This window comes from Amycolatopsis sp. NPDC049253, from assembly GCF_040678995.1.
Taxonomy (GTDB): domain Bacteria; phylum Actinomycetota; class Actinomycetes; order Mycobacteriales; family Pseudonocardiaceae; genus Amycolatopsis.
Genome location: NZ_JBFAQX010000024.1, coordinates 1 through 11373, shown reverse-complemented (window position 1 = coordinate 11373; position 11373 = coordinate 1). Strand labels below are relative to the sequence as shown.

Here is an 11373-nt window from a genome sequence, read left to right as displayed (position 1 = left end):
GGGGGACAGGGAAGACGTCTAACGCCGATCTTCGCTGTGTGCCGATCAGGGATCCAGGTATCGACGACAAGTGTGGAACAATGGCTCTTCTGCTTAGATTGGGCCGGATTATTGGCTTCGGGAGGTGCCGGGATGTCCGAGCCGGGTGGACGAATGGCGGCGGCCCTCGACGAGGTCGACCTGAAACTCATCGCCGAGCTGAAGGCCGACGGGCGCGCGTCGATGCGCGCGCTGGCCGAGCGCGTGCACATTTCGCGAGCGGGCTGTTACACCCGGGTGGAGCGGCTGCACCGCGAAGGCGTGATCACCGGGTACGCCGCGGTCACCGATCCGCGCCGGATGGGGCAGGGACTCGCCGCGTACGTCTACCTCAAGGTCACGCAGAACTCGTGGCGCACCGTGAGCGCCGCGCTCAAGAGCATCCCCGAGATCGAGCATGGCGGGCTCGTCTCGGGGGACAACGACCTCATCCTGTTCGTGCGCACGAGCGACGCCGACAGCCTGCGCCACCTGGTCTTCGAACGGCTTCAGGCGATGCCGGACGTGCTCTCGACGCACACCGTGCTGGTCTTCGACGAGCTGTGAGGCCTCAGGAGACCAGCGAGTCGAGCAGCTTCAGGCGCTCGGCCGACGGCGAGCCGGGCTCGGCGCCGGCGAAGATGATGCGCTGACCCGAGTCGTCGGGCATCCGCAGGCTCTCCTCGTTGAGGGTGAGCCGCCCGACGAGCGGGTGGTCGTACTCGCGGACCGAGTGGAGGCACTCCGCAACGGGGTGCGAGGCCCAGATCCGCGCGAACTCGGGGCTGTGGATGCTCAGATCACCGATCAGCTCCGCCATCTTCGGGTCTTCGGTCACCTCGCCGGTGGCCATCCGCAGGTAGGACGCCGCGTTGCGGGCCTGGCGCTCCCAGTCGACCACGAGGTCGCGCATCGCGGGCTCGAGGAACATGTGCTTGGTCAGGTTGGGCCGCGCGTCGCGGTCGATGCCGAGCAACGCGAAACCGAGCCGGTTGCCGCCGAGCAGGTCGGTCCGCCGGCCGACGATGACCGCAGCCTGGTCGATGTTGCTTTCGACCAGCGCGAGAACGGAGTCGCGCACCATTTCCGGGCCTGCCTCCCGCCGCACCACCTGGGCGGGCCAGGCCAGGCGCAGCAGGTGCGTCCGCTCGCTCTCGTCGAGGCGCAGCGCGTTGGCGATGGCCTCCATCACCGAGTCGGACATCTGGTGGCTCTCGCCCTGCTCGATGCGGGTGTAGTAGTTCACACTCACGCCCGCGAGCTGCGCGACCTCTTCCCGCCGCAGCCCGGGGACGCGCCGCGGGGTGCCGTAGGTCGGGACCCCGGTCTCCGCGGGCGTCAACGCCGCCCTGCGGGAGCGCAGGAAGTCCCCGAGTTCGGTATTGCGCTGCTCGCTCATAACCCGATTCTCCTTCGGCGGCTCGCCCGCTGCCGTCCCCTCGTGTGGGTACCCAGCGCGTGGCGAGGTGCGGTTGCCGTGGTGGTTACAACATCGGGGCATGACGAAGTATTCGGTCACCCTCGGACTGGACACGTTCGGGGACGTGCTGTCCGACGACGGCGGCGCGCCCGTCAGCCACGCCGAGACCATCCGCGGCCTGGTGGAGCACGGCGTGCTCGCCGACCACGTGGGCCTCGACTTCTTCGGCATCGGCGAGCACCACACGGTGGACATGCCGCTCTCGGCGCCCGACGTGGTGCTGGCGGCTGTCGCGGCGCGCACGTCGCGCATCCGGCTGGGCTCCGCCGTCACGGTGCTGAGCTCCGACGACCCCGTGCGCGTCTTCCAGCGCTACTCGACCCTCGACGCGCTGTCGCACGGCCGCGCGGAGGTGATCCTGGGGCGCGGGTCGAGCACTGAGTCGTTCCCGCTGTTCGGCTACGACCTGGGCGACTACGACGAGCTGTTCGACGAGAAGGTGGACCTGTTCTCCCGCCTGCTGGAGGAGAAGCCCGTGACGTGGTCCGGCCGGCTGCGACCTTCGTTGAGCGGCCGGGAAGTGGTGCCCGCACACGGAGACGGGCCCGATCCCGGCGTGGATCGGCGTCGGCGGCAGCCCCGAATCGGTGCTGCGGACGGCGAAGTACGGCATGTCGCTGATGCTCGCGATCATCGGTGGCCCGGCCGCGCGGTTCAAGCCGTTCGCGGACCTGTTCCGCGACGTGCAGCGCCGCCTGGACAAACCGCAGAAGGCGGTCGGGCTGCACATGCCCGGTCACATCGCCGACAGCGACGAGGACGCGATGGAGGAGCTGTACCCGCACTACGTCGACGTGCTCACCCGCGTCGCGCGCGAACGGGGGTTCCGGCCGCCGTCGCGGGAGCAGTTCCTGGAGGAGATCTCCGAGCGGGGCGCCTGGCACGTCGGCTCGCCGGAGACGGTCGCACGCAAGATCGCCGCGTCGCTCAAGACGGTGGGGGCCACGCGGTTCGACCTGAAGTACGGGCTGGCCGGCCTGCCGCGGGGCTCGGTGCTGCGCAACATCGAGCTGTACGGGACCCGCGTGGCGCCGATGGTGCGGGACCTGATGGCTTGAGCCATGGCGGGGGTGGCGGCCTGGCCACCCCCCGCGAGGTCAGGTCAGCCTGGTTACCGCGGTTACGAGATCGCGCCGGCTTCTTGGACTGAGCGGTTTCGCGCGGCCGAACGACCGAGCGAAAACCGAGAGGGGGCGGCGATCTCGCGCGCCTCGGCGGAGCCGAGTCAGAAACTCGGAGGGGAACTGACGAGTGCGGGCAGAACCGCTCGACGAAGAGAGGCCGGCGTGGCGCACTTGTGCGTGCGTTCGACGCGCCGGCCGGGCAGGGTGGTGGGTTTAGCTCGCTGTCGCGCCTTTGGTCAGCGCGTCCATGAAGAGGTCGACGAGTCGACCGGCCTGTTCTTTGGTGCCGTGCTGCACCGAATAGGCGATGCCGCCCATGAGGATCAGCACATCGTCGGGGGTGACGTCAGTGCGCAGGCTGCCGTCGGCCCGACGCCCCACCGGTACACGCCCAGTCCGGAGCCGTGCTGCTCACCGCGTCGAGCAATGACCGGCGTAATCCCGACTTCGCGGACCTGCTTGCGGTACTCGTCGTGGTCATACCCACGGTCGGCATGCAGTGCGTCCGGTCGCTGTCGGGGCCGTCCGCGACGGACCCGAACCGGCGGGATCGTCTGGATCAGGGGTATAAAACCGGGTGACGTCGTTGCGGTTGCCGCCGGGTCAGCGACACCTGCAACGGGATACCGTGCGCTTCGGTGATCAGATGGTGTTGTCGAGCCAGTTCGGGCGCGGTAGGCGCTGCCAGCACGTCATACCGGAACCGAAGCCCAGTTCCAGCCGCAGGAACTCGTACTGAATCGTGGTGCAGACCACGAACAGGATGCCGCACGGGACTTTCCGGTCATCCGGATGCTGGCGGCCTGGATGGTCAGTGCGTCGCGGGACGACCGGTAGCCGCAGCTCGATCCGCACCCGCAACTCGTCGGAGACGATCCACGGAGGCTGCTGTCCCTTCCTCACGCGCCGACCGACAACCTCCTGGATCAACTTATGCCAAGATCCATTTTGCCAGGAGTTCTTCGAGCACCAGGGCGCGCGCCGCGCTGCCCTCGCGCACGAAAAGGCGATCATCAACCGCGGAGCCACCGGCGCCCCGATCGTGAAGCCGTTGCGTCGCAGTAGCTCCGCCGAGTTCGGCTCCCGCTGGGACAGGTCGGCGTGGGACCTTGCCCGACGGGCCGGTCACCTCATCGGCGGTGCCCGCAGTCAGGTCGACGCGGTCGTTTGCCCGGGCCGTCCCGCGCCGGCCCGTCGGTCGTCCGAATTCATGACCGTGCCCTCCTCGACCGATCCGCGAGTCAAGGAAGATCTGGCCGAGCACCCGCCCGTGCCGGCAAAGGTCCGGACAAAACGAAATGCGCGGCCGGGCGCAGCTGCGCCCGGCCGCGCATTTCTTCAGATCAGCGGAACAAGCCGGAACCCAGGGTGTGGGCGTTGAAGAAGCTCCAGATCACCTGCTGAGCCTTCACCGTCTGCGTCGCCGAGCCCGGGCCGCTGTCCACGAGCTCGCCGGGCCAGGTGTGGCCGGCGCCGAGGATGCGGTAGTGGGTGACCGAGGCGTTGACGGCGCAGTTCTGCCAGGAGAACTGGATCACGTCGGAGCCGATCGGGGTGCTGACCGGCGTCGCGGCGCAGTGGTTGTGGTTCGCCCAGTTCTGGGCCCAGTCCATGAGGTAGGGGATGGGCTCGCTGTGGCTGGTGCCGCCGTTGTACTCGATGGTCGGGTCGGCGGTGCCGTGGAAGTCGACGATCGGGGCGGGGACGCTCGACGAGCAGCCCACCGTGGTGCCCGGGTAGAAGGCACCGGCGATCGTGGCGAAGGCGGCGATGCGCATCGGCAGCTGGCAGGCCAGCAGCGACACGAAGCCGGCGCCGTTGGACTTGCCGGTGGCGAAGATCCGCAGCGGGTCCACGCACAGCGTCGCCTGGAGGTGGTCGAGCAGGTCGCCGACGAAGCGGACGTCGTCGACGCCTTCCGCGGCGTACGGGGCGCTCTGCCAGGCGCGCTGGTCGTCGAGACCCTTGGCGCCCACCGGGTAGACGGCGATGGTGTCGAGGCCGTCGATGCCGGAGAACTCCTCGATGTCGCTGCCGTCGCCCTTGCGGCCGTGGAACGCCATGACCACGGGCTTCGGGTGACCTGGCTGGTAGTTCGCGGGCAGGTGGATCAGGTAGTCGCGGGAAAGCCCGCCGGAGGTGATGGTCTGCGTGACCGTCTGCCCGAGCGGCAGGGAGGTGGAGTGCGCGGTGCAGCCCGTCGAAACCTTGGGATAGTTGCGCACGGAGGGGGTCGCGGACGCGGTCTGCGGCACGACCGCCGTGGCGGTCAGCGCAAGCGCGGCGACAGCGGCGAGCTTGGCGAATCTCAATTCAGAGCACCTCGTCGAGGAAGGACCGGAGCCGGTCACTGCGGGGGGACTCGAAGAACTCGGTGGGGTGGGCGGCTTCCACGAGCCGTCCCTGGTCGAGGAACACGACCTGCTCGGCGACCTCACGGGCGAACCGCATCTCGTGCGTCACCACGATCATCGTCATGCCGCGGGAAGCCAGGTCGCGCATCACGGCGAGCACGCCTTTCACGAGCTCGGGGTCGAGTGCGGACGTCGCTTCGTCGAACAACATCACCTCGGGGTTCATCGCCAGCGACCGTGCGATGGCCACGCGCTGCTGCTGGCCGCCCGAGAGCTGGGAGGGCCGGCGGTTCTCGTACGCCGCCAGCCCGACCGCGGCGAGGTTCGCCCGCGCGGTCTCCACAGCTTCGTCGCGAGACACGCCCAGCACCTGCTGCTGGGCGAGCGTCACGTTGTCGAGCACCGTGTGGTGCGGGAACAGGTGGAAGTTCTGGAACACCATGCCGACGCGGGTGCGGATGCGGTCGACGTCGGCGCCCTTGTCGGTGATGGCCTCGTCCCCGATGAAGATGCGCCCGGCCGTCGGGATCTCCAGCAGGTTGGTGCAGCGCAGCAGTGTCGACTTGCCGGAACCCGACGGGCCGATGATGCACGTGGTGGTGCCGCCGGGCGCTTCGAGCACGATGTCGTGCAGCACCGGGGTGTTGCCGAAGCTCTTGTCGATGTGCTCGTAACGCACGGTCGTCCCGGTGGTGGTCACGGCGTCGGCCGCCGCGGTGCTCGCCTGGGTCATACCAGTGCCTCCTCGGTGCGCACGGCCGCCGGCGCGGTGGGCGCGGCGGGCCGGCCTTCGCGCATCCGCTTGTCCCACCGGTTCACCACGTAGGTGAGCGGCACGGTGATCGCCAGGTAGAACAGGCCCGCGGCGACCAGCGGTGAAAGCGAAGCGTTGTTGGTGGACGTGTCCTGGGCGATCGCGAACATCTCCCGCTGCCCGGCGGCGAGGCCGAGCAGGTAGACCAGCGCCGTGCTCTTGATGACCAGGATGAACTGGCCGGTGAGCGCCGGCAGCACGCGGCGGAAACCGATCGGGATCACGATGAGCCGCATGGTCTTCGTGTGCGACATCCCGAGGCTGCGCGACGCTTCGACGATGCCCTTGTCGACGCTCTGGAAGCCCGAGCGGAAGATCTCCGCCATGTAAGCGCCTTCCATGAGCCCGATCGCGAGCGCCGCGTAGCCGTAGGTCCAGTTGCCGAACATCGTGAGCCCGGCCAGCGGCAGGCCCTGGCCGATGAGGTAGATGCTCAGGATGTGGGGCAGGCCGCGGAGGATGTCGACGTACCAGCGGCAGGGCAGGCGCAGCACGCGGAAGCGCGACATCAGGCCGCTGGCGAGGAAGATGCCGACCACGAGGCCGATCGCGCTCGCGAGCACGGTGAGGAACAGGGTGTTCAGCAGCCCCTCCTTCAGCAGCGTGGGGAGCGTGCTGCCGATGAGGTCGAGGTCGAAGAACGTGTCCCAGATTTGTTTCAGGCCGTCCATGGCACTGTCCTTTCAGGACCCGTCGGCAGCGGTGACGCCGGGGCGCTGCTGCATGCCGGGGTAGGCCTTGAGCATGTCCGACGGGATCGCGATGCCCTTGGGGTTCCACTTGTCGAACAGCTTCGTGTACGTGCCGTCGGCGATCACGGCCTTGAGCGCCTCGTCGAGCGCTTTCTTCAGCTCGGGCTTGTCCTTGGCCACGGGGAACGCCGTCATGCCGCTGGTGATCGCCGGCGAGGCCTGGTAGTCCGGGTGCTTCTCCAGGAGGTCGTTCGTGGTCGCGACGCCGGTGAACAGCCCGTCGACCTGGCCCGCGGTGAGCGCGTTGGAGCTGGCCGCGATGTTCGGGAACTCCTTGACCGTCACGGTCGGCACGCGCTTCTTCACGAGCGGGATCAGCTCGCTGCCGCGGGTGATCGCGATGGTCTTGCCGCCCGAAGCATCCACATTGGACAGCGGTGCGCTCTTGCGGGAGATCAGCTGGGCCTGCCCGTAGTTCACCGCGGTGGTGAAGTCGGTGACCTCCTGGCGCGGTGGCGTGACGAGCGTGCCGAACGCGGCGGAGTCGTACTTGTGGTTGCGGATGTTGGGCAGCATGCTCGCGAAGTCGGTCGCCGTGTAGTCGGCGGTCAGGTTCATTTTCTGCGCCATCGCCTGCGTGAGCTCGATGAGGAAGCCGGCGGGCTTGCCGCCGTCGATGAACGACGTCGGCTTGTCGTCGGAGCGGAAGGCGAAGTGGACCTTGCCGGGGGTGACGGTGCCGAGCGGGTTGGCGGCCTGGTCGTCGCTGCCACCGCAGGCGGTCAGCGTGAGGCCGGCCGCGAGCACGAGGGTGGCCACTCCGAGACGGCGTCGGGTCGGGGCGGTCATGGCGTCTCCTGGGGAATGCGGGTGAGGGTGGGTGCTGACTGGCGTTCCGGCAGGTCGAGGAACTCCTGCAGGAAGCCGCTGATGCGCTCGACGGTGGCTTCCACCAGCCGAGCACCGATCTCGACGGACGACTTGGTGGCGTCGCCGAGCGTGCCGGTCTTGCTCAGGTCGTGATAGGACTGTGGAAAGTGGATCCCCGGCCGCGAGCGGCTGAGCTTGCCCGCCTGGTCGAGGTCGTCGAAGGTCGAGCTGCCGGGCGTGAGCCGCCCGGGGAGCACGAGGCCCGGGTCGGCGAACATCGCCTGCGAGGTCTCGATTTCGCTGGAGTGGCCTCCGATCCGGCTTTCGGACAGCTTCGACACGAGGTCCGAGACCACGGGCGTGATCCCGCTCCACGCGATGTGCAGGTCGGGCAGGTCGGTGCGCAGCCGCGTGACGGCGACCTCGACCGTGGCGTTGTTGCCGCCGTGGCCGGTGAGCACGTAGACCTTGCGCCAGCCGTGGCGGTGCAGGCTGGTGACGAGCTCCACGATCACCTGCTGCAGCGTGATCGGCGACAGCGTGAGCGTGCCGGGGAAGGCCATGTGGTGCTCGGAGACCCCGACGGGGATCACCGGGGTCACCACGACCTTCGGCGAAAGGTGTTGTGCCACAAGGTCTGCGACGACCTCGGCCCGGGTGGTGTCGGTGCGCTGCGCGAGCCCGTGGCCGTGCTGTTCGGTGGCTCCGAGCGGCACGATCGCCACGGGGGCGTGCGGGCGCAGGTCGTCGATCTCGGGCCAGGTGAGGTCGGCGAGGCGATGTGAACGTGGTGCGATCGGCATGGTGTCTTTCCCGGTCATTCGGCCCGCCCGAGCTGGCGGGCCACTTCGGTGCGGAGTTGTTCGAGGTGGTGGCGGGTGTGTTCCTCCGCGGCGGCCGCGTCGCCGGAGCGCACGGCGTCGAAGATGGCGAGGTGCTCCTCGTAGTCGCGCCGGCGGTCCTCGATGAGGGCGCGCAGGGCTTTCTGCTCCCGGCCACGTGCGGCGAGCAGCGAGTCGACGACCTCGAAGAGCACCTGGTTGCCCGAACCGCCGGCGAGCTCGCGGTGGAAGTTCAGGTGCGGCCGGTGGTCGGTGCTGTCGCGCTTGGCCGTGTCGAGCGCGAGTTCCAGGCGCTGCAGGCCTTCCTCGCTGCGGTTGACCGCCGTCAGCGCCGCGATGCCGGGCTCGATCGTGAGCCTGGCATCGACGAGCTGGAGGATCAGCTCGTCCTTCATCGGCGCTGAGTTCGGGTTCGGCATGAGTGTGCGGTGGATCCCGTCGCCCACGTAGATGCCCGAACCGTGGCGCATGCGCACCGCGTCGGTGGTCTGCAGCCGGCGCAGCGCTTCGCGGATCGTCGGCGTGGTCACGGAGAATCGCTCGGCCAGCACGCGCACGGTCGGCAGGCTGTCGCCCGGCGCCAGTCGCTCGTCGGCGATCAGCGCCAGCAGCCCTTCCACGAGCTGCTCGGACAGCCCGGGTTTCGGGTGCGCTTCGGTCATCGGTGACTCCGTTCTGCGAGTGAATTGACTAAATCACTTGCTCAATTTGAAGTCAAGGATTTCGCGACGAACGTGCATAGATGCAGGTCCGGAGGGTGTGGGGCGATCTTCGGGTGTGCGGGCTACGCCGTGCCGGCGGTGGCGAGCCGGCGCGCGGCGACGTCCTTCGCGGTGCGTTCGAAGGCCTTCAGGTCCGGCGTCGGGGTGCCCTCGGCGCGGCCCAGCACAAGGGTGGTGCCGGCCTGGCCGACGACCGGGACGGCCACCACGGCGTCGCCGATCCGGCTCGCGGCGCTCTCGCCGACGACCACCACGAGCGCGCCGAGCGCGACGCGGTCGACGATCTCGTCGAGCGACACCGGCGGGCACGACGCGCGGTAGGCGTCGATCCGGCGCAGCTCCTCCAGCGGGACGGCCGCGCGCGTCGCGAGCGGGTGGGAGACGGGCAGGAGCGCGACCGGCGATTCGACGGCGAGCTCCGTGGTCGCTAGTCCGGTGGTGTCGGCGGACGCGCAGAAGAGGGCGACGTCGGCGGCACCTTCGCGCAGTGCCCGGGTCTGGTCGGTGGTGAACAGTAGCTCGACCGGCGCAGCGGCGGAGCGGCGTGCGTAGGCCTCGAGCAGGTCGGACAGCAGGCCCGCGCCGGTGCCCGAGCGGACGGCGACCACGAGCCGCGCCGGCCGCGCCGCGCGTTGGGCTCGCCGCACCGCGGTATCCACGGCGGCCAGCGCCGCGCGGCTTTCGGCGAGGAAGACCTTGCCGGCTTCGGTGAGGGAGACGCGGCGGCTCGTGCGGTCGAACAACCGCACGCCGATGCGCCGCTCGAGCCGGGCGATCGCGCGCGACAGCGGCGGCGCCGCGATGCCGAGCCGCTCGGCGGCGCGGGCGAAGTGCAGCTCCTCGGCCACCGCGACGAAGTAGGCGAGCTCGCGCGTCTCCAGGCGATCCATACCTCCAGGGTAATGATCGTCGCCGCGACGGTCATCGTTCCGCGGGTCACGGGGGCGTTCTCTGGATGCCGTCCCCCAGAGAAAGGCCATTTCCGTGAGTGACGAACGTGCGGTCCAGGAGGTCCTGGCCCGCTATGTCCGCGCGACCGACCGGCGAGACGGCGCCGCGCAGGGCGCGCTGTTCACCGACGACGCCGTGGTCCGGATCCACGTCCGGACCGGTCCGGACAGCTTCGAGCCGGTCGGCGAACCGCTGATCGGCGGCGCCGGCGTGCGGTACGCGGTGGAGAACTTCATGGCCCCGCACCCCGAGGGCGGTTCCGGGCACCACGTGACCTCGGATCACCTGATCGAGGTCGAGGGCGACCGGGCGCACCTGTCGGCGCAGTACGTGGTGTTCGAGACCCTGCCCGGACACGGCGTGCGGCCGATCGAGTCGGGCTACTACGACACCGAGCTGCGCCGCGTCGACGGCGAGTGGAAGATCTCGCGCCACGACGTGCTGGGCGACCTGCTCCCGCCGGGGCTGCAGTCGTGAAAGCCGTGGTGCACCACCGGTTCGGCGGGCCCGAGGTGCTGGAGCTCGCGGAGCTGCCGGACCCGAAGATGAACATCGACGGGGTGCTGGTGCGGGTGAAGGCGGCGGCCTTGAACCCCGCGGACCTCGGGCTGCAGGCCGGCGTGCTGGCCGACGCGCAGGAGACGTACTTTCCCGCGGTGCCGGGGTGGGACGTCGCCGGCGTGGTGGAACGCGCGGGGCCGGCGGCACCCGAGTTCTCGCCGGGTGACGAGGTGATCGGGTTCATCCGCGGCGAGGTCGCGCACCGCAACGGCGGGTACGCGGAGAAGGTGGCTGTCGACGTCCGGACGTTGGCGCGCAAGCCTTCCCGGCTGTCGTGGGCCGAGGCGGCCGGGCTGCCGCTGGGTGGACTGACGGCGTTGCAGGCGGTCCGGGCCCTCGGGTTGTCCTCGGGTGAGACGCTGCTGGTGCACGCGGCCGCGGGTGGTGTGGGTTCACTCGCCGTGCAGCTGGCGGTTTCGCGTGGCGTGCGGGTGATCGGGACGGCTTCGGAGGCCAATCACGAGTACCTGCGGTCGTTGGGTGCTTCGCCGGTGTCCTATGGTCCGGGGCTGGCGTCGCGGGTTCGCGCGCTGGTTCCTTCCGGCGTCGACGCGGTCCTCGACACGGTCGGGCGGGGCGCTCTTTCGTCCACTTCGAACTTGGCGTCGTCCGGCGTGCGGGTGGCGTCGATCGCGGAGTTCTCCTTTCCCGGTACGGTTCCGGTGTTCGCCCGGCTTGATCAGCGGGACCTGCTGACCTTGGTCGAGCTGGCCGAGGCTGGCACCCTTTCGGTGCGGGTGGCGCGGACTTTCCCGCTGGCGCAGGCGGCTGACGCGCAGCGGTTGCTGGCGGAGGGGCATGCGCCGGGGAAGGCTGTGCTGGTGCCTTAGAGCGTGTCTCAGTAGGGGTTTGGCTGGTCTTGGTGGATGATCTTGGGTTGTGGATGATCTGTCTCGGCGGCTGGTGCCGGATGAGTTGTGGGCGCTCGCGGAGCCGCTGATTCCG

Annotated in this window: 13 protein-coding genes and 3 pseudogenes; 5 read left to right on the top strand and 11 right to left on the bottom strand. The window is 69.5% G+C overall.

Features of this window, described 5'->3' with window-relative positions:
- The first annotated feature begins 132 nt into the window (after positions 1 to 132).
- The gene (locus AB0K15_RS36120; protein ID WP_364061057.1) at positions 133 to 585 is read left to right on the top strand and encodes an Lrp/AsnC family transcriptional regulator; all 453 of its coding nucleotides are present in this window, start codon (positions 133 to 135) and stop codon (positions 583 to 585) included.
- A 4-nt stretch (positions 586 to 589) separates the two neighbouring features.
- On the opposite strand, the gene AB0K15_RS36115 is transcribed toward AB0K15_RS36120, so the two are convergent.
- The gene (locus AB0K15_RS36115; RefSeq protein ID WP_364061054.1) at positions 590 to 1417 is read right to left on the bottom strand and encodes a helix-turn-helix transcriptional regulator; all 828 of its coding nucleotides are present in this window, start codon (positions 1415 to 1417) and stop codon (positions 590 to 592) included.
- A gap of 100 nt (positions 1418 to 1517) precedes the next feature.
- On the opposite strand from AB0K15_RS36115, the pseudogene AB0K15_RS36110 reads away from it, so the two are divergent.
- Positions 1518 to 1991, top strand: a pseudogene (locus tag AB0K15_RS36110) (LLM class flavin-dependent oxidoreductase); the annotation flags it as partial.
- A gap of 94 nt (positions 1992 to 2085) precedes the next feature.
- The gene (locus AB0K15_RS36105) at positions 2086 to 2556 is read left to right on the top strand and encodes a hypothetical protein (protein WP_364061051.1); all 471 of its coding nucleotides are present in this window, start codon (positions 2086 to 2088) and stop codon (positions 2554 to 2556) included.
- 279 nt (positions 2557 to 2835) lie between these two features.
- Here the strand turns inward: AB0K15_RS36105 and AB0K15_RS36100 are convergent, their stop codons facing one another.
- From AB0K15_RS36100 to AB0K15_RS36055, 10 genes and pseudogenes are all read right to left on the bottom strand, one after another.
- Complete coding sequence (locus tag AB0K15_RS36100; RefSeq protein WP_364061398.1) at positions 2836 to 3003, bottom strand: hypothetical protein; 168 nt, start codon at positions 3001 to 3003, stop codon at positions 2836 to 2838.
- Positions 2994 to 3244, bottom strand: a pseudogene (locus AB0K15_RS36095) (transposase); the annotation flags it as partial. The pseudogene AB0K15_RS36095 and the gene AB0K15_RS36100, both read right to left, overlap by 10 nt.
- A gap of 53 nt (positions 3245 to 3297) precedes the next feature.
- Positions 3298 to 3525: pseudogene (locus tag AB0K15_RS36090) on the bottom strand (transposase); the annotation flags it as partial.
- Between the two features lie 440 nt (positions 3526 to 3965).
- A complete protein-coding gene (locus AB0K15_RS36085; protein ID WP_364061048.1) occupies positions 3966 to 4934 on the bottom strand; it encodes a PHB depolymerase family esterase in 969 nt (322 codons plus the stop codon).
- 1 nt (position 4935) lies between these two features.
- Positions 4936 to 5709, bottom strand: coding sequence for an amino acid ABC transporter ATP-binding protein (locus AB0K15_RS36080; RefSeq protein WP_364061045.1), 774 nt, complete (start codon positions 5707 to 5709; stop codon positions 4936 to 4938).
- Complete coding sequence (locus tag AB0K15_RS36075; RefSeq protein ID WP_364061042.1) at positions 5706 to 6461, bottom strand: amino acid ABC transporter permease; 756 nt, start codon at positions 6459 to 6461, stop codon at positions 5706 to 5708. The genes AB0K15_RS36080 and AB0K15_RS36075 overlap by 4 nt, the downstream gene beginning before the upstream one ends.
- 12 nt (positions 6462 to 6473) lie before the next feature.
- Positions 6474 to 7331 carry a transporter substrate-binding domain-containing protein gene (locus AB0K15_RS36070; protein ID WP_364061039.1) on the bottom strand — a complete coding sequence of 286 codons (858 nt, stop codon included), beginning with the start codon at positions 7329 to 7331 and terminating at the stop codon, positions 6474 to 6476.
- A complete protein-coding gene (locus tag AB0K15_RS36065; protein WP_364061036.1) occupies positions 7328 to 8155 on the bottom strand; it encodes a creatininase family protein in 828 nt (275 codons plus the stop codon). Before AB0K15_RS36065 ends, AB0K15_RS36070 begins: the two co-directional genes overlap by 4 nt.
- A gap of 14 nt (positions 8156 to 8169) precedes the next feature.
- Positions 8170 to 8856 carry an FCD domain-containing protein gene (locus tag AB0K15_RS36060; RefSeq protein WP_364061033.1) on the bottom strand — a complete coding sequence of 229 codons (687 nt, stop codon included), beginning with the start codon at positions 8854 to 8856 and terminating at the stop codon, positions 8170 to 8172.
- A gap of 122 nt (positions 8857 to 8978) precedes the next feature.
- A complete protein-coding gene (locus tag AB0K15_RS36055) occupies positions 8979 to 9806 on the bottom strand; it encodes a LysR family transcriptional regulator (protein ID WP_364061030.1) in 828 nt (275 codons plus the stop codon).
- 94 nt (positions 9807 to 9900) lie between these two features.
- Between AB0K15_RS36055 and AB0K15_RS36050 the strand changes: the two genes are divergently transcribed.
- Complete coding sequence (locus AB0K15_RS36050) at positions 9901 to 10344, top strand: nuclear transport factor 2 family protein (protein ID WP_364061027.1); 444 nt, start codon at positions 9901 to 9903, stop codon at positions 10342 to 10344.
- The gene (locus AB0K15_RS36045; RefSeq protein WP_364061024.1) at positions 10341 to 11258 is read left to right on the top strand and encodes an NADP-dependent oxidoreductase; all 918 of its coding nucleotides are present in this window, start codon (positions 10341 to 10343) and stop codon (positions 11256 to 11258) included. The genes AB0K15_RS36050 and AB0K15_RS36045 overlap by 4 nt, the downstream gene beginning before the upstream one ends.
- Positions 11259 to 11373 lie beyond the last annotated feature (115 nt).

What these genes read in the sequence shown, in the direction of transcription:
- AB0K15_RS36120 (WP_364061057.1), top strand. Translation starts at nt 133, where the DNA reads ATGTCCGAGCCGGGTGGACGAATGGCGGCGGCCCTCGACGAGGTCGAC.
- AB0K15_RS36115 (WP_364061054.1), bottom strand. Translation starts at nt 1,417, where the DNA reads ATGAGCGAGCAGCGCAATACCGAACTCGGGGACTTCCTGCGCTCCCGC.
- AB0K15_RS36080 (WP_364061045.1), bottom strand. Translation starts at nt 5,709, where the DNA reads ATGACCCAGGCGAGCACCGCGGCGGCCGACGCCGTGACCACCACCGGG.
- AB0K15_RS36075 (WP_364061042.1), bottom strand. Translation starts at nt 6,461, where the DNA reads ATGGACGGCCTGAAACAAATCTGGGACACGTTCTTCGACCTCGACCTC.
- AB0K15_RS36070 (WP_364061039.1), bottom strand. Translation starts at nt 7,331, where the DNA reads ATGACCGCCCCGACCCGACGCCGTCTCGGAGTGGCCACCCTCGTGCTC.
- AB0K15_RS36065 (WP_364061036.1), bottom strand. Translation starts at nt 8,155, where the DNA reads ATGCCGATCGCACCACGTTCACATCGCCTCGCCGACCTCACCTGGCCC.
- AB0K15_RS36060 (WP_364061033.1), bottom strand. Translation starts at nt 8,856, where the DNA reads ATGACCGAAGCGCACCCGAAACCCGGGCTGTCCGAGCAGCTCGTGGAA.
- AB0K15_RS36055 (WP_364061030.1), bottom strand. Translation starts at nt 9,806, where the DNA reads ATGGATCGCCTGGAGACGCGCGAGCTCGCCTACTTCGTCGCGGTGGCC.